This window comes from Maribacter sp. Asnod1-A12 (assembly GCF_045063735.1).
Lineage (GTDB): Bacteria > Bacteroidota > Bacteroidia > Flavobacteriales > Flavobacteriaceae > Maribacter.
Genome location: NZ_JBEFNZ010000006.1, coordinates 2,324,645 through 2,341,364, shown reverse-complemented (window position 1 = coordinate 2,341,364; position 16,720 = coordinate 2,324,645). Strand labels below are relative to the sequence as shown.

Below are 16,720 nucleotides of genomic sequence, written 5' to 3'. Positions count from 1 at the left end.
ACTCAAATTAGAAATTCGGGATATAAAGCCCATTATAAAGGAGTTGAGTACTATCTATTTAATCAAGTAAACCAAATTTATGAAAACAGAATTAAAGTTCATCGGAATTGATGTAAGCAAATCCACTTTGGATATTTGTATTTTATCCGACACAACGGAATCCCTGGTCATTAAAAATACCAAACGATCAATCTTTAAATACTTTGGACATCTGCTAAAAAACACTGCTCACGAATATCATATCTGTGTTGAGAACACAGGAAAGTATTCCTGGGAACTAATGAGGATACTTCCTAGTATGAAGTGTAGTTTTTATGTCGTAAACCCATTGCATTTGAAGAAAAGTCTAGGACTTGTACGTGGTAAAAACGATGTTATAGATGCCGTTAGGATAGCAAGGTTCATTCGTAAGAACCATGATGAAATGGATTGTTACATAGAAAAAAGAAAAGTACTGGAATCCCTACAGGTACTAATGTCGGAAAGAAAATTCAGGGTCAAACAACGCAAGGAAATCAAGACCAAAAATAAAGAAATACTTGTTTTGGACAACGCAAAGCTTGTCAAATCGATTCTCTCTAAAAACCAAAAGCTGATAAAGGAACTGACCAAGCAGATCGGCACTATAGAATTAGAGTTAAAACAACTTGTCGACTCTTGTCAAAGGATTAAGAATATGGCTTCACAGCTACAGTCCATCCCCGGTGTAGGTCCCATATTGTGCTTAAACCTAATTGTAAAGACCAATGAGTTCAAAACTATAAAAGAAGCGAGAAAATTGGCTTGTTATGCAGGTGTAGCTCCTTTTGCGAACACCTCTGGAATATCGGTATTCGGAAGGAACAAAGTATCTAATCTAGCGGACAAGGGACTCAAAAAACTACTCCATTTAGGTGCTCTGAGCGCAATAAGATTGAATAACGACCTAGCTATATACTATCATCGAAAAGTTAATGAAGGAAAAAACAAAATGAGTGTAATAAACGCTGTGAGGAACAAAATCATTCATCTAGTTTTTGCTCTGATTAACAACCAAACATTTTACAAAAACCGTTTGGCAACGTCATAGAAATCGAACTGACATTGTCATTATAAAGACCACAGATTGCCATGTTGCGAAACACAGCTCCCAATGATGTATACTTTTTACTTAAGACTTTGTACTTTGCATTTAAAACCTCTCAGCACAACTCAGCATCCAAAATCCACAATTGAGTAACTTATCTTCACTTCTGAACAATGATTACTTCATCTTTGAGCAACATAAAACAAACCGACCATGGAAAACATCATCGAAATATTTATTTATATACACGCTTTTTTTGGCGGTGTGGGGCTAATAACCGGTATTGCAAGTATCATTGTTAAAAAAGGAAGGCTAAACCATCAACGGCTGGGCAAATGGTTTTCTTGGTCTATGATTATTAGTTCTGCGATTTCTTTGGTGATTGCGAGAATGCCCAATCACATCAACACCTTTTTATTCTTGATCGGTATTTTTACCATTTACATGGTATTGGCAGGTAATAGAGCGCTTACATTTAAATCTGTCAAAAAAACAAAAGCAAATTTGACCGATATACTAGTTTCAGCAATTATGGCTGTTTGCGCGCTATTAATGATCGGCTTTGGTGCTACCGGACTTTTACAAGGTTTTTCTCACAGTATCCTATTTCTAGTATTTGGTCTTACCGGCCTCTTTTTAACCTTTGGCGACTACAAACTATTTAAGACCACATTAGAAAACAGAAAACTTTGGCTCATAAATCACCTAAGCAGAATGTTAGGCGCTCTAATAGCCTCGGTTACTGCATTTATAGTTGCAGGTATGCACCAAGATAATCTTTGGGCATGGCTTACTCCCTCCGTATTAGGAACTGCCTATATTATTTACTGGATAAAAAAAACAAAAGGAAAAAAGAAGTTGAAAACCGCTTAGCCTTGATCTTTAAGATTTAGGTTTTCTGCGAAGTAATCACAGAAATCTTTCATCGTAGCAGTCATTTTATCGTCTTGAGTCGCCTTTAAGAAAGTGTCGGTCAAAGAAACTAAAGTCTGATGAAAGAATGTTTTCATTTCATCAACAGGCATATCTTTTGTCCACAAGTCAATTTTTAAAGACTCTTGGTTCTTACTATCCCAAACGGATAATAACATTGCCTTGGCCGCTTCATTTTCTATACCACCGTCTTGTGCAGACCAGTTTAATGTTTCCGGAATTCTATTCTCATCTAATCCTACGCGCAGTGTAATTTCTGAAGTATGTAAATCTGCCATCTAATTTCTCGGTTTGTAATTTGATTTCTTAAATATTTCATCCGCAGGCATTGGCATTAATTGCATCATGCTTACATCATTGTTTTCCATAAAGGCACGTACTATTTGCCAGCCTATATAACGACCTAACCTTCCTGGCGACTCATTGTCCAACTCTAATCCAAATTTAGAAAAGGGTGCTGGTTCTAAAAATCGTTGATTTAATTTGTTATCGGTGCTATATAGATATTCGTTCTCTATAAAGTTTCTCCACATAGGCTCTTCATTTGCTATAGCCCAGTCTATTTCTTCTTGAGAATATCCTATCTTATTACCATCGCTAGCCTCCGGCATCAATTTATCCTTAAGGTAGAGTTCTTTTCCAAAATAAACCATACGGGCAAGGTATGTGCGGTCTCTAGGCCTTGGCACAACTTGCTTGGCAAATGCGCTTGCAACATCACTAACTAGATAATTACGATCTAAAGATTGTGCTATGTAACGCTGAAATCCACCATAGTACTTATGCTCAGAACCTAAATAATTATCAAGGCTAATAAATAACAAACTATCGGTTAAAATGATTCTGTTATTATAATCAACATCATTGGTAACCGTAAGCACCTTTGGCACTTTATACTGCGGAAAATAATATTTGATGTGCTTGAACAACTGAACCAACCCCTCTTCCTCATCTTCAAAACTACGAAAGGCATTACCCACTTCTTGAAATAACTCTATCTGAAGCGAATCCTGCATTTTAGCAATCCAAACACTATCTGGTGCCGGAAACAAGTACGGATATGTTTTACGTAATGCCGGTAAACCTTTTTCACCAGAAGCGGCGAACTCACGATCAAATCGAGAAATCTTGAGGTCCATCGGTATGGCGGCAATCTCTTCGGCTACCTTATCACTATCATTACAGCTAGAAAGAATGAAAAAAACTGATAATAGTATAAAAATAGGTTTGACCTTGGTAAGTATTTTACAATACATTTTATTATTCACAGTGTTCAACTTATTTTTAGGGCAAAGTTAATTGATTTTACTAAATAATTAGAGCGGTATGCAAACGGAAAAGGTAATTGAGCACATTGTTAAATGGTTAAAAGATTATGCTACAAATGCAAAACAGAAAGGTTTTGTAATTGGCGTGTCTGGCGGAATTGATTCTGCCGTTACTTCCACCCTCTGCGCAAAGACGGGTTTAGACCTACTTTGTCTAGAGATGCCAATTCACCAAGCGGAGAACCAAAGTGATCGTGCTTCTAGACATATTGACTGGTTAATTGCCAATTTTCCGAATGTTAGAAGGCAACCTGTTAATCTTACACCGGTATTCGATAGTTTAGTGGATGCACTACCAACGGTTGATAATGAAGAAGACAGATTTATGTCTTTAGCCAATACAAGAGCTCGTTTACGTATGACCAGTTTGTATTACTTTGCCGCTCTAGAAAGATATTTGGTAGCAGGTACAGGAAATAAAGTGGAGGACTTTGGAGTAGGATTTTATACCAAGTATGGCGATGGTGGGGTAGATTTGAGCCCGATTGCCGACTTAATGAAAACCGAAGTATATGCCATCGCTAAGTTTCTAGGAGTAAATGAAGAAATTATTGGTGCAGCACCTACAGATGGATTATGGGGCGATGACAGAACTGATGAAGATCAAATCGGTGCTTCTTACCCTGAACTAGAGTGGGCAATGAACATGAAAGATGAAGGTAAAACAATACATGATTTTGAAGGCAGAAAGAAAGAGGTTTATACGATATTCATGAGACTGAATACAATGAATCAACATAAAATGCTGCCAATACCTGTTTGTGAGATCCCAAAAGAGTTAAAATAACAACTCAACTAAGAATCAAGGTATTAAATCGAAAATAAAGTCCAAAATTATACGTTCCTAATAAAATAATGCAACTTTGACTTCTAATTTAGAATTTTAAGCCTTACATTGCATGTAGTCTTTTTAGACAGGATAGGTTCTAAAATCTATATAAAAAATTAATTAATGATCAAAGTTTTAATAGCGGACAACCACCCTATCATAAGAATGGGAATAAGAAAGGTTTTAGAAGCCGCTGAGGGATTTGAATTGATCGACGAGGTAGCTACTACCGAAGAGCTTTTTGAAAAACTCAAAGACACAACCCCCGATGTGGTCATGTTAGAAATGGATATTCCAGATATAAATGGAATAGCGGCATTGCGCAAGATCAAGAAAGATTATGCAGACGTAAAAGTTCTTATGTATAGCGGTCAATCTGAAGATGTATATGCCCTTAGCGCCATAAGAGCAGGAGCTTTCGGTTATTTATCAAAATCTTCTGGTGTAGAATACATAACTGCAGCAGTAACCAAAGTAAGTGAAGGTAGCATGTTCATCACAAACGAACTTGCACAACGTCTTGCTTTTGATGAAGGAACTAAAAAACCAAGAAGGTTCTTTAGAAAACTATCAACTAGAGAAATAGAAGTATTAAAACTTTTAGCTAGTGGTAAACGTAACAAAGAAGTTGCATTAGGCTTGAACCTAAATGAAAAAACAGTTAGTACCTATAAAGCTCGTTTAATGAAAAAATTAAATGTAGATAACATGGTAGATTTACTACAACAGGCAAAAGCCTTAGAATTGTACTAAATTCTTACAACTGTTACAAAACATAAAGACCTGCTTTTAGCAGGTCTTTTTTATTTTACATATCCATTCCTAATCAAGAAAACACCCTATTTAATTTTTTGTTTAGTAACTTATTCAACTGAATATAATTCATAATTTCCTCAATCGCTTCTCTATTATCTGCATTCATATCTTCGGTAGTATTCTGTAGAGCGGTCATTCTTTTTTTTATTAAAAAACAACGTAAAGTTAAAATAGTCTCACTTACCAATTGGGCTACACCAATTTCCTTTTTCTTCGGAAAAATTTCTTTACGCTCCCAATTATGTAAGGTATAGCGTTCCTCTTCCATTAATATTGAAGAAATTTGATTTGCCATATCTTGCTCCAAACTATTTACAAAAGCAGTAATTGAAAATTCTTCTTTAGTATTAAGAGCTTCTATTAATCTCGCATAAAGTTTACGAAAGTCTTCATTGGCCAATTCAATTTCATCCTCCTGAAGATCTAAGTAAATTTTCTCATAGACCTTTATCTCTAATAATTCTGGCTCTAACACCAAATCACCAGCATCATTTTCCTTTAACACCAAGTCTTCAAACTCTTCTTTATAACTACCATACAACATTAAAGATTCGATGATTTTTCGCTCTAACAAGTACTGTACATCAATTTTTTCTTCTTTCTTACCTTCGGTATTGCGAACAACATCAAAAGCTTTCTGTTCTTCTTTCTGTTGTACTTGCGCATTTTTCTCTTCTTTCTTACCAATTTGGGCAAGAGTATTGAATAAAACCGCTTCAGATATATTCATGATCTGGGCACACTCTTGTATATAAATCTCTTTTTGAATACGATCGGGAATCTTAGCTATACTGTTCACAATATCCCTTACCGTATCCGCCCTTTTAATTGGGTCGTTATCCGCCTCTTTTACAAGTAGTGACGCCTTAAACTGTATAAAATCTTTAGAGTTGTCATTAAGATAGCTCATGACATCATCTAGCTCATTATTCTTGGCAAAACTATCTGGATCTTCACCTTCTGGGAATGTACATACACGTACATTCATACCCTGCTCCAAAATTAAATCTATACCACGAAGCGATGCACGCAGACCTGCCGCATCCCCATCAAATAACACAGTTATATTTTTGGTCAATCTGTTGATCAACCTAATTTGCTCTGGCGTTAATGCCGTACCACTAGAAGACACCACGTTATCAATACCACGTTGCGCAAACTGAATAACATCCGTATAGCCCTCTACTAAATAACAATTATCTTCTTTTGCAATAGACTGCTTTGCATGGTAAATACCATACAACACCTTACTCTTATGGTAAATCTCACTTTCGGGAGAATTCAGATATTTGGCTGCCTTTTTATCGTTTGTTAAAATACGACCGCCAAAACCTAGTACACGACCACTTAATGAGTGAATAGGAAACATAACCCGTCCTTTAAATCGGTCAAACTTTCTTGAACCATTTGGGTTGTTCGGATCTTCTTTTACAATAGTGAGTCCCGTTTTTGAGAGGTATTCCAGTTTATACCCCTTATCTAGTGCTGCAGTTGTGAAACCATCCCATTGATCAAGACAATATCCTAATTCAAATTTCTTAATAGTTTCATCTGTAAAACCACGCTCTTTGAAATAGCTTAAACCAATTGCCTTACCCAACTCAGATTCCCACAACATTTCCTTAAAATGTGTTTGGGCGAATTCAGATACCAGATACATGCTTTCGCGCTCACTGGCCTGCTCTTTTTGTTCGTTAGACTGTTCAGTCTCCTCTACTTCAATATTATATTTCTTTGCTAAATACTTTATAGCCTCAGGATAGGTGAAATGCTCGTGCTCCATTAAAAAAGCAACCACATTACCCCCTTTTCCACTACTGAAATCTTTCCAAATCTGTTTTACGGGAGATACCATAAAACTTGGGGAACGTTCATCTGTAAACGGACTAAGACCTTTAAAATTAGAGCCTGACTTCTTCAACTGTACAAAATCACCAATTACCTCTTCTAAACGAGCGGTTTCATATACTTTATCTATGGTAATTTTTGAAATCATAATCCTCCCTTAATCCCTCCTAAGGAGGGAAACTCTATTATTAATATAATTTATAAAAGTATTAAAAATAGAATAGCTATAATAGTTTATGTAACAGGATGTAATTTTTTAATTTTGCAGTATGATTCTATTCTTTGGTACTAGACCTGGAAAGCCCAAAACTAAACATCTTTTTAATTGTGAATGCCCGTATTGTAAACAACGAGGGACGTTGATAGCTGTTATCCAAAAGAACTACTTTCATATTTTTTGGATCAAGCTTTTTAAAATTTCTAGTACTACTACCATAGAATGTAGCCACTGTAAACGTGGTTATTATGAGAATGAGTTTACCGAAGAGATGAATTTAGAACTTTCTAAAACAACTGATTAGCTGCAGTAACCGGGAATTAAACACGGCACCACAGCTAATTTGATTGATGAATTTCTTATTTAAAGGTCAAAACGAAGACCTAAGGAAACATTTCGTTGTTCTACAGCTGCATCTTTAAAAATAGGATTTAAATCATACTTCACATATAATAGAAAACCGTCAACACCGGCGTAGGCACTTAAACCATAAATTAAATCATTGGTATTATAGCTACGCTTCAACTTATCCTTTACATTATCACCGTCAAGGTTGTATTTTAATTTTTGACGTGTGCCTAAATTAAATCCTCCATAACCCCCAACTCCGACTCTGAATTGGTTCTTTAAAGAGTATCGCATCTTTTTTTCGCTTGTACTCTGTTTTGATGGTCCAAACTCGAAATGCATAGGAAAAACCAGGTTATCCATTCTGAATTTCGACTTGTCTAACTCATAATCGAACTCTTGAAGTTCGGACTGTCCATTATCTAAAGAAACTAAATACTGATTATCCTTCGGTTTTAAACCGTTAAACTGAAATGAGAATCCGTAATTGAATCTTAAGAAATTTGTATTTTTAAATACTCTGGTACGCCACTGCCATCCCATTTCAAAAAATCTACTACCGCCTATTTTATAAGGTGAATCATTAAGAGACCGACCTTCAACTATTGCATTATTTAGACCCACTGCAATTACCAAATCTGAATATGTTCTTCTATCATAAATAGGTTCTTTTCTATTCTGGTTTTCATTAAGTCTAAAACCCAGTAGTTTACCTCCATCCTTATCATCATCACCAAATCCGATTTGAAATGCAAATTTATAATTCAAGGTATCCAATTCTTTCACTTCACCGTTGTTCCTTTCTAGCAATGAAATTTTATTGTTGATAATAGCGATTCTATCTTCAATATTTAACGCATGCTTTTCAGCTGCTTTCATTTTCAAAGCATCCGCCTCTTCTTGTGTAATTTCTCCACCCTCTAACTGTTTTACTATTTTCGCTATTTCAAATTTTAATGCTTCTTTCTCTTGCCTAGTAACACTAAGCTTCTGCTCATTTAAAATATCGATCGTCTTTTGATAATCTTCTTGCGCTACTGAATTTTGCACCATAAAGAGTGTCAGCAACACCATTAAATACATTGTAATTGTTCTCATTTCGATTTTGATTTTTTTGATGAATAAAACTCCGCTCCCTGTCCCTATAGCATTTTATAGAGATGTAGGATAAAACGATTTGTGATTGATTAATTATTGCGGTCTGCCACTGCAGTTCGCACTTTTATAAAACCGGCTTTTAGGGAATCAAAAATTTGGTCTCGGAAAGATTGATCAAGTTCTTCTTCAACCTCTGTCAACAAAGCCATAGCATCGACAGTATTATCTGTATTAAATATTCGTTCTCTTAAAATTTCATCTTGTGCCCGTTTCAATAATGAATCTACTTCTGCATCTGTAACCACGCTACTTTGCTCCAAAACATCTACTTGAGCTACTATATCCGCAACTTTTAAATTAATGATTTCATCTGATACTTTTAATTTTGTATTGGAAGCATCTGTAGAAACATGTTCTACTGCAGCTACTTCTATAGCATCATTTAAATTGATATTCTCTTTTGTATTAGAAACTTCAACTTCTACCTTTTCTACAGGTATACTCTTTGGCTTAGTTTCTGTTTGCAGAACAACTATGTGTTCTTCTTTAAGATGAGCTGGGTCTTTAATGATTACTTCTTCAACCTTATCTTCGTTTTCTATCTCTACCAATTCTATTGGTGATTCGTTTAACTCATTAGTACCATTAAAATAAAATAATGCAACACCCAACAACACTATAACGCTAGCGGCAACACCCATCCATAAATACACAGGTTTCTTCTTTGTATCATCATCTTTTAATTCTGATGCTATTTTAGACCACCCATTTTCTGACGGATTAATCTCCCGTTCTTGAAACTTGGTTTTTATATGTTTTTCAAATTTATCGGTTTCCATACCCTATAATATTTTGTTGCCTTAATTGATCTTGAAGCAATTTTCGGGCTTTTAATAACTGAGTTTTTGAAGTGCTTTCGGTTATAGAAAGCATTTCTGCAATTTCTTTATGCTTATACCCTTCTACGGTATACAGCACAAATACCATTTTATAGCCTTGTGGTAAAGCATCTATCAATTGTTGAATATGCTCTGTATCTAAATCCGTACTTTGCGATATTTCTTCAGATTGATTCTTTTCGTACACCTCATCATCATACACTACAAACTGTTGTTTTCGTAAATAAGAGATACTTTCCCTGATCATTATCCGCCGTAACCAACCTTCAAAACTACCTTCAAACTTAAATGTATCTAGCTTGTTGAACATTTTTAGAAAACCTTGCACCATTACATCTTCTGCAAAATGAATATCTTTAATATACTGACGGCAGACACTCAACATTTTTGGAGCATGTTTTTTATACAAACGCTCTTGCGCATCGCGGTTACCCGATGTTGCTTTTTTAATGAGCTGCTTCTCGTTTTTATAAAAAGGTATAATTTTCAAAATATTGGTTTGGTCTTCTATTAGCATAGACGCAGAAGAAGAACATATAGTTGCCTGAAGATAAATAAAAATTAAAAATAATTTGCAACTAACTGAAATACAATTAATTAAACTTAAAAATTATTAATAGAAATATTTACTTTTTACGATCTACCACATAGTTTACCATCAATTCCAATGCACTTTTGTACTCAGATTCTGGATATTCACTTAGCAGTCCCAAAGCCTCATCTTTATACTGTAACATTTTAGTTACCGCATAATCCAATCCGCCTTTATCCTTTACAAAAGCAATAACTTCCTTGACGCGCTTTTTATCTTGGTTATGGTTTTTGATAGAATTGATGACCCAGCTTTTCTCTTTTTTGGTACAGTGGTTTAGCGCATATATTAATGGCAACGTCATTTTTTGCTCTTTAATATCAATACCGGTTGGCTTTCCTATTTGTTTGGTTCCATAGTCAAAAAGGTCATCTTTGATTTGAAATGCCATTCCGCAGAGTTCTCCGAATTTCCTGAAAGTTTCTACATCTTCGCTTTCTGGCTTTACTGAACAAGCACCGAGAGAACAGCAGGCTGCTATCAATGTTGCCGTTTTTTGTCTGATAATATCATAATAGACATCTTCGGTGATATCTAAACGTCTAGCTTTCTCTATTTGTAACAACTCACCTTCGCTCATTTCACGAACGGCAACAGAGATAATTTTAAGCAAGTCAAAATCTTCGTTATCTATAGAAAGTAAAAGACCTTTAGACAACAAGTAATCGCCTACTAAAACAGCTATCTTATTTTTCCACAGCGCATTTATGGAGAAGAATCCTCTACGCTTATTACTTTCATCAACCACATCATCATGTACCAATGTTGCGGTATGTATTAGCTCTATAACCGATGCTCCGCGATAGGTACGCTCATTCACCTCTCCGTTATTCAGCATTTTTGCCGTTAGAAAAACGAACATAGGGCGCATTTGCTTTCCCTTGCGGTTTACAATATAATGGGTGATTCTATTGAGTAGTGCAACCTGAGAGGTCATTGAATCTCTAAACTTCGATTCAAACAACTCCATTTCCTGATAGACAGGTTCCTTTATTTGTGCTACTATTTTCAGTTGCTCTGTATTAGAACGCTAAAATTAGTCAAAAGCTAGCATTTAACAGTACTAGGAAAGGAGATAATGGTTTAAAGGGATTGGTTGTTGGTTGTTGGTTGTTGGTTGTTGGTTGTTGGTTGTTGGTTGTTGGTTGTTGGTTGTTGGTTGTTGGTTGTTGGTTGTTGGTTGTTGGTTTAAACGCTTCGCGTTTTTAGTATTAAGTATAAAGTACTAAGATGTTACGTTAGCAATTACTCCAGTAATTCATATTACTTAATACTTTGTATTTTCTAAGTTTAGCTTTGCTAAATATAACACTTCGTAACAAGTCTGTTTTCTAAACTCTATATTCTCTTTTCTAACTTCAGACTTCCTACTTAATACTTTGTACTCTTTACTTCTTACCTCGCACTAATTACTTTGTGCTTCTAACTTTTATTCGCCAACTGTCCACATGCGGCATCTATATCCTTTCCTCTAGAACGACGAACGGTTACTACTATATTATTCTTCTCCAATGAATTTACGTAGCGGTCTATGGCTGCGTTAGAGGCTTGTTTGAACTCCCCGTCATCAATGGGATTATATTCTATAAGGTTTACTTTTGATGGTGCAAAACGACAGAATTCTACCAAAGCATCTACATCTTTTTGTGTATCGTTAATTCCGTCCCAAACTACATATTCATACGTAATCCGACTTCTTGTTTTTTCATACCAATACTGTAAAGACTCTCTTAAATCGCTTAAGGTAAACTTGGCATTGAACGGCATTATAGAAGTACGTATTTCATCAACTGCGGAATGTAAAGAAACCGCCAGTTTGAATTTTACTTCATCGTCTGCCATTTTACGAATCAACTTTGGCACACCAGAAGTGGAAACGGTAATTCGCTTTGGAGACATTGCCAATCCGTCAGGGGAAGTTATCTTATCAATTGCCTTCAAGACATTGTTATAGTTCATTAAAGGCTCTCCCATCCCCATAAAAACGATATTGCTTAATGGTCTTTCAAAATACAATCTACTTTCATTGTCAATAGCAACTACTTGATCGTAAATTTCATCGGGATTCAAATTACGCATTCGTTTTAAACGAGACGTTGCACAGAACCTACAGTCTAAACTACAACCTACCTGACTAGATACACAGGCAGTGGTTCTTGATTTTGTAGGAATCAAAACCGACTCCACAATTAAATCGTCATGCAAACGAACGGCGTTTTTAATGGTACCGTCACTACTACGCTGCATTTGATCTACCTTAATATGGTTGATAACAAAATTAGCTTCTAGCATTTCCCTGGTTTCTTTTGACAGATTCGTCATTACATCAAAAGAATAAGCGGCTTTTTGCCATAACCATTCGTACACCTGGTTACCACGAAAAGCTTTGTCACCATTAGAAACAAAGAATTCCCTAAGCTGCTCTCGCGTTAGTGCCCGGATATCTTTTTTCTTTATTTCTTCCATCTGTTTAAAGGTAGGTATTACTAGTGATAAAAATCCCGCTTTCTCAATATGTAGATAAAGCGGGATTTTAACTTTGTCCTTATAAAATAAGGTATGCTATATACTTAGATAATCAACATGGCATCACCATAAGAATAGAACTTATAGCTTTCCAATATTGCTTCTTTATATGCTTTGTTCATTAAATCATGACCCATAAATGCAGATACCATCATCAATAATGTAGATTTTGGTAAGTGAAAATTGGTAATCATGGCATTTGCAATACTAAAATCATACGGAGGGAAAATGAACTTATTCGTCCAACCTTCATATGTGTTCAATGTTTGCTTAGAAGAAACCGCACTTTCCAATCCACGCATTGCAGTTGTACCTACAGCACAAATACGACGCTTCTGTAACTTTGCATTATTAACGATTTCCGCAGCTTTTTCATCAATGAACATTTCTTCACTGTCCATTTTGTGCTTAGAAAGATCTTCAACCTCAACTGGGTTAAAAGTACCTAAACCAACATGCAATGTAAGCTCAGCAAAATCAACACCTTTAATTTCCAAACGCTTTAATAAGTGCTTAGAAAAGTGAAGACCAGCAGTAGGGGCAGCAACTGCACCTTCATGTTTTGCATAGATAGTTTGGTAACGACCCTCATCTTCTGGCTCAACATCTCTCTTTATATACTTAGGCAAAGGTGTTTCACCTAGCTCTCTTAGTTTTCTTCTGAAATCTAAGTAAGCACCATCATATAAGAAACGTAATGTTCTACCTCTAGATGTAGTATTATCAATAACCTCAGCTACCAACGTTTCATCATCACCAAAATATAGCTTGTTACCAATACGTATTTTACGTGCTGGATCTACAAGAACATCCCAAAGACGTTGCTCTTCGTTCAACTCACGTAAAAGAAAAACTTCTATACGAGCACCTGTTTTTTCCTTGTTACCGTATAAACGTGCAGGAAAAACTTTAGTGTTGTTCAAAACCATAACATCACCTTCATCAAAATAGTCGATCATGTCTTTGAACATCTTGTGCTCAATTTTTCCGGTATCTCTGTGGATTACCATTAATTTAGACTCATCTCTATTTTCAGATGGATGCTCCGCCAATAATTCGTCTGGAAGCTCAAAATTAAAATTTGATAATTTCATGTAGCTGTTATATTTAATGTAGCAAATTGCGGCTGCAAATATACAATCTGCAGATAGGCCTTGTCAAGTAAAACACTAATTATAATTCTTTTATCCCGAAATCAAGCTGTTTTAAGTCGTTCCAAAAATCTGGATAAGACTTCGAAACTACTTCTGCATCATTCACAAACAGCGTAGTTTTCATAGCCAATGGAGCAAAAGCCATAGCCATTCTATGATCGTTATAGGTATCTATAGCTACATTTGCATTGATTTCAGTACTTGGCACTATGGTAAGCGTTTTATCTGTTACTGAAATATTCGCCCCCAATTTAGATAACTCTTTATTAAGAGCTTCCAATCGATCGGTTTCTTTAATTTTTAAGGTATGTAGACCTGTTAAATGGCACCCTACTCCTAACCCGAAACACGTTACCGCAATTGTTTGTGCAATATCAGGTGCGTTGGCCAAATCGATTTCATTTTCTGTCAATACCTTTATGTCTGTCTTTTTTAAGGTAACCTTATTTTCGCCAAAAGTAGTTTCTACACCAAATGCCGTATAAATATCCGCAAGAACGCTATCTCCCTGAAGACTCTTCTGCTTGTATGCAGATAACGTGATTTCAGTACCCGGAGCGGCAAGTGCACAAATTCCATAAAAATAAGATGCTGAACTCCAATCAGATTCAACCACCAATGTTGTTGCCTCTACCTTTGCTTTCGGCGCTACTTTAATCGTATTACCTTCAAAAGAGGTTTCTACACCTATTTCTTCAAGTAATGCCAAGGTCATTTTTATATAAGGTACCGATGTAATTTTACCGACCAGTTCTAATTCCAGTCCGTTTTCTAAACTTGGTGCAATTAACAACAAAGAAGAAATGTACTGACTGCTCACATTTGCAGGTAAACTTACTTTATCTTTTACAATACGTTGACCTTTTATTTTTATAGGTGGATAACCTTCATCTTGAACATAAGAGATTTCTGCCCCTAAGGTTCTTAATGCTTCTACAAGAATTTTTATGGGTCTTTCGGTCATTCTTTTAGATCCCGTAAGAATAACATCTTTACCTTCTTGAGAAGAGAAATACCCCGTTAAAAAACGCATTGCCGTACCCGCATGATGAATATCTACCGTACCTTCTGAAATTTCCAATCCCTTCGCCATTACCTGGGCATCATCGGAATTTGAGATATTCTCTATTTTGATATCCGGAAATAATGCCGCCAATAATAAACTACGATTAGATTCACTTTTAGAACCTGTAATAGTTATTGTATCTTTTAATTGATGATTTGACGGACCAGTTAGGTGAAGTTTCAAAGCGTATGGTTTTAAAAATAGAACGCCAAATATACGCCTATTTCAACTTTTTATTGCTGTGATGACGGTCATGATCACGCTTTGTTTTTAAATCTAACTTTTTATCAAAAGCTTGTTGCAAATCGATACCGGTTTGATTGGCCAAACACAATACCACAAACATTACATCTGCCAATTCTTCGCCCAGATCTTTGTTCTTATCAGATTCCTTTTCGCTTTGCTCACCATAGCGTCTAGCAATAATTCTAGCGACCTCCCCTACTTCTTCTGTCAACTGCGCCATATTCGTCAGCTCATTAAAGTAACGAACGCCATGTTCCTTGATCCAGTTATCTACTTCTAGTTGCGCGTTTTCGATATTCATTAATCTTTATTTTTTGTATCTATTAGTATAGTCACAGGACCATCATTCAATAATTCGACCTTCATATCTGCCCCGAATATACCTGTGCCTACTTTTTTGCCCATTTTAGATTCCATAGTGCTAATAAAAGCTTCGTACAATGGTGTAGCCACTTCTGGTCTTGCAGCTTTTATATAAGACGGGCGATTGCCTTTTTTTGTACTGGCATGCAATGTAAACTGACTGACAACTATTGCATCGCCTTTAGTAGCTAGAAGTGACCTATTCATAACTCCGTCTTCATCATTGAAAATACGTAGGTTTGCTATTTTATTCGTTAACCAGTCAATATCAACTTGGCTATCTTCATTCTCAATTCCTACAAAAATGAGCACTCCTACATTTATGGAACTGATCTTTTTCCCTTCAACTGTTACACTTGCTTTTGAAACTCTTTGCAGTACTACTCTCATTTTTTATCGTCATGTATATCTACCCTATAATTCTCGTCTTCGCCTTTTATCATCTGTAAGTAACTATTATATCTACTCCATGCTATATCACCATTTTCTAAGGCATCTTTTACAGCACATTTTGGCTCGTCTACATGAATACAGTTATTGAATTTACAATCTTGTTTCAGTTCAAAGAACTCCGGAAAATAGTTTCCTATTTCCTCTTTTTCCATATCTACAATCCCGAATCCCTTAATACCCGGAGTATCTATAATTCGGGCATTAAAACTAAGGTCGAACATTTCTGCAAAGGTGGTTGTATGCTGACCTTGAGCGTGCTGTTGAGAAATTTGTTTGGTCTTAATATCTAAATTTGGTTCAATGGCATTTACCAATGTGGATTTACCTACACCTGAGTGACCGGAAAACATAGAGGTTTTACCTTTCATCATTTCTTTGACCTTATCTACATTCTTACCTGTAGCCGCAGAAATACCAATACAGGTATAACCTATATTACGATATAAGGCTGCCAAAAACTTAATCTCATCTAACTCCTCTGTAGCATATGTATCCACTTTATTAAAAAGTAATACAACAGGAATCTCATAAGCTTCGGCAGTAATTAAAAAACGGTCTATAAAAACCGGATAGGTTGGCGGGTTGTTCAACGTAACCAATAAAAAAACTTGATCCAAATTGGCTGCTATGATATGGGTCTGTTTAGAAAGGTTTACCGACTTACGTATAATGTAATTCTTGCGGGTTTTAATTTCATTGATTATACCGATGGTATCATCACCAATAGTCTCGACCTCAAAGCGAACACTATCACCAACAGCTACCGGATTCGTACTTTTTATTCCTTTTATTCTAAATTTTCCCTTTATTCTACATTCATAAAAATCACCATTCTCTGCTTTAACAGTGTACCAACTTCCTGTAGATTTGTAAACAATTCCAACCATTTATGTAAAATACCTTCCTTTTATACAAAGTAACTGCTTTAAATATAAAAA

Annotated in this window: 18 protein-coding genes; 5 read left to right on the top strand and 13 right to left on the bottom strand. The window is 35.7% G+C overall.

Annotated features, from left to right (window positions below; translation table 11 throughout):
* The first annotated feature begins 79 nt into the window (after positions 1-79).
* Both ACJJVP_RS09940 and ACJJVP_RS09935 read left to right on the top strand, forming a co-directional pair.
* Complete coding sequence (locus tag ACJJVP_RS09940) at positions 80-1,069, top strand: IS110 family transposase (RefSeq protein WP_405409753.1); 990 nt, start codon at positions 80-82, stop codon at positions 1,067-1,069.
* Between the two features lie 210 nt (positions 1,070-1,279).
* Positions 1,280-1,939 (top strand): hypothetical protein, encoded by a 660-nt coding sequence (locus ACJJVP_RS09935; protein WP_405413261.1) that lies wholly within the window; start codon positions 1,280-1,282, stop codon positions 1,937-1,939.
* Here ACJJVP_RS09935 and gldC read toward each other — a convergent pair.
* Both gldC and gldB read right to left on the bottom strand, forming a co-directional pair.
* Positions 1,936-2,277 (bottom strand): gliding motility protein GldC, encoded by a 342-nt coding sequence (gene gldC, locus ACJJVP_RS09930; protein WP_405413258.1) that lies wholly within the window; start codon positions 2,275-2,277, stop codon positions 1,936-1,938. The two genes, ACJJVP_RS09935 and gldC, sit on opposite strands and share 4 nt — an antisense overlap.
* Positions 2,278-3,255 (bottom strand): gliding motility lipoprotein GldB, encoded by a 978-nt coding sequence (gldB, locus tag ACJJVP_RS09925; protein ID WP_405413255.1) that lies wholly within the window; start codon positions 3,253-3,255, stop codon positions 2,278-2,280. It lies immediately after the preceding gene.
* A gap of 70 nt (positions 3,256-3,325) precedes the next feature.
* Between gldB and nadE the strand changes: the two genes are divergently transcribed.
* A complete protein-coding gene (nadE, locus tag ACJJVP_RS09920; protein WP_405413253.1) occupies positions 3,326-4,114 on the top strand; it encodes an NAD(+) synthase in 789 nt (262 codons plus the stop codon).
* Between the two features lie 165 nt (positions 4,115-4,279).
* Positions 4,280-4,909, top strand: a complete 630-nt coding sequence (locus tag ACJJVP_RS09915) for a response regulator (protein WP_405413250.1) — start codon at positions 4,280-4,282, stop codon at positions 4,907-4,909.
* Positions 4,910-4,982: 73 nt separating this feature from the next.
* On the opposite strand, the gene dnaG is transcribed toward ACJJVP_RS09915, so the two are convergent.
* A complete protein-coding gene (gene dnaG, locus ACJJVP_RS09910; protein ID WP_405413247.1) occupies positions 4,983-6,968 on the bottom strand; it encodes a DNA primase in 1,986 nt (661 codons plus the stop codon).
* Positions 6,969-7,089: 121 nt separating this feature from the next.
* Here dnaG and ACJJVP_RS09905 point away from each other — a divergent pair, with 121 nt between their 5' ends.
* The gene (locus ACJJVP_RS09905; protein ID WP_405413246.1) at positions 7,090-7,341 is read left to right on the top strand and encodes a zinc-ribbon domain-containing protein; all 252 of its coding nucleotides are present in this window, start codon (positions 7,090-7,092) and stop codon (positions 7,339-7,341) included.
* A gap of 59 nt (positions 7,342-7,400) precedes the next feature.
* Here ACJJVP_RS09905 and ACJJVP_RS09900 read toward each other — a convergent pair whose 3' ends face one another.
* The 10 genes from ACJJVP_RS09900 to rsgA form a co-directional block, all read right to left on the bottom strand.
* Positions 7,401-8,483 (bottom strand): hypothetical protein, encoded by a 1,083-nt coding sequence (locus tag ACJJVP_RS09900; protein ID WP_405413244.1) that lies wholly within the window; start codon positions 8,481-8,483, stop codon positions 7,401-7,403.
* An 89-nt stretch (positions 8,484-8,572) separates the two neighbouring features.
* Positions 8,573-9,322 carry a hypothetical protein gene (locus ACJJVP_RS09895; protein WP_405413242.1) on the bottom strand — a complete coding sequence of 250 codons (750 nt, stop codon included), beginning with the start codon at positions 9,320-9,322 and terminating at the stop codon, positions 8,573-8,575.
* Positions 9,309-9,872 carry an RNA polymerase sigma factor gene (locus tag ACJJVP_RS09890; RefSeq protein WP_324025557.1) on the bottom strand — a complete coding sequence of 188 codons (564 nt, stop codon included), beginning with the start codon at positions 9,870-9,872 and terminating at the stop codon, positions 9,309-9,311. The genes ACJJVP_RS09895 and ACJJVP_RS09890 overlap by 14 nt, the downstream gene beginning before the upstream one ends.
* A gap of 136 nt (positions 9,873-10,008) precedes the next feature.
* Positions 10,009-10,986: a polyprenyl synthetase family protein gene (locus ACJJVP_RS09885; protein ID WP_405416159.1), complete on the bottom strand. Its 978-nt coding sequence runs from the start codon at positions 10,984-10,986 to the stop codon at positions 10,009-10,011.
* Positions 10,987-11,396: 410 nt separating this feature from the next.
* Complete coding sequence (gene rlmN, locus ACJJVP_RS09880; protein WP_405413239.1) at positions 11,397-12,440, bottom strand: 23S rRNA (adenine(2503)-C(2))-methyltransferase RlmN; 1,044 nt, start codon at positions 12,438-12,440, stop codon at positions 11,397-11,399.
* A 104-nt stretch (positions 12,441-12,544) separates the two neighbouring features.
* Entirely contained in the window at positions 12,545-13,594 is a 1,050-nt protein-coding gene (gene queA / locus ACJJVP_RS09875) for a tRNA preQ1(34) S-adenosylmethionine ribosyltransferase-isomerase QueA (RefSeq protein ID WP_036156247.1), read from the bottom strand.
* 79 nt (positions 13,595-13,673) lie between these two features.
* Positions 13,674-14,903: a 3-phosphoshikimate 1-carboxyvinyltransferase gene (gene aroA, locus ACJJVP_RS09870; protein ID WP_405413237.1), complete on the bottom strand. Its 1,230-nt coding sequence runs from the start codon at positions 14,901-14,903 to the stop codon at positions 13,674-13,676.
* 37 nt (positions 14,904-14,940) lie between these two features.
* Positions 14,941-15,267, bottom strand: coding sequence for a nucleotide pyrophosphohydrolase (locus ACJJVP_RS09865; RefSeq protein ID WP_133688862.1), 327 nt, complete (start codon positions 15,265-15,267; stop codon positions 14,941-14,943).
* Positions 15,267-15,719: a D-aminoacyl-tRNA deacylase gene (dtd, locus tag ACJJVP_RS09860; protein WP_405413234.1), complete on the bottom strand. Its 453-nt coding sequence runs from the start codon at positions 15,717-15,719 to the stop codon at positions 15,267-15,269. Before dtd ends, ACJJVP_RS09865 begins: the two co-directional genes overlap by 1 nt.
* Positions 15,716-16,669: a ribosome small subunit-dependent GTPase A gene (rsgA, locus tag ACJJVP_RS09855; protein ID WP_405413232.1), complete on the bottom strand. Its 954-nt coding sequence runs from the start codon at positions 16,667-16,669 to the stop codon at positions 15,716-15,718. The genes dtd and rsgA overlap by 4 nt, the downstream gene beginning before the upstream one ends.
* Positions 16,670-16,720: the final 51 nt, after the last annotated feature.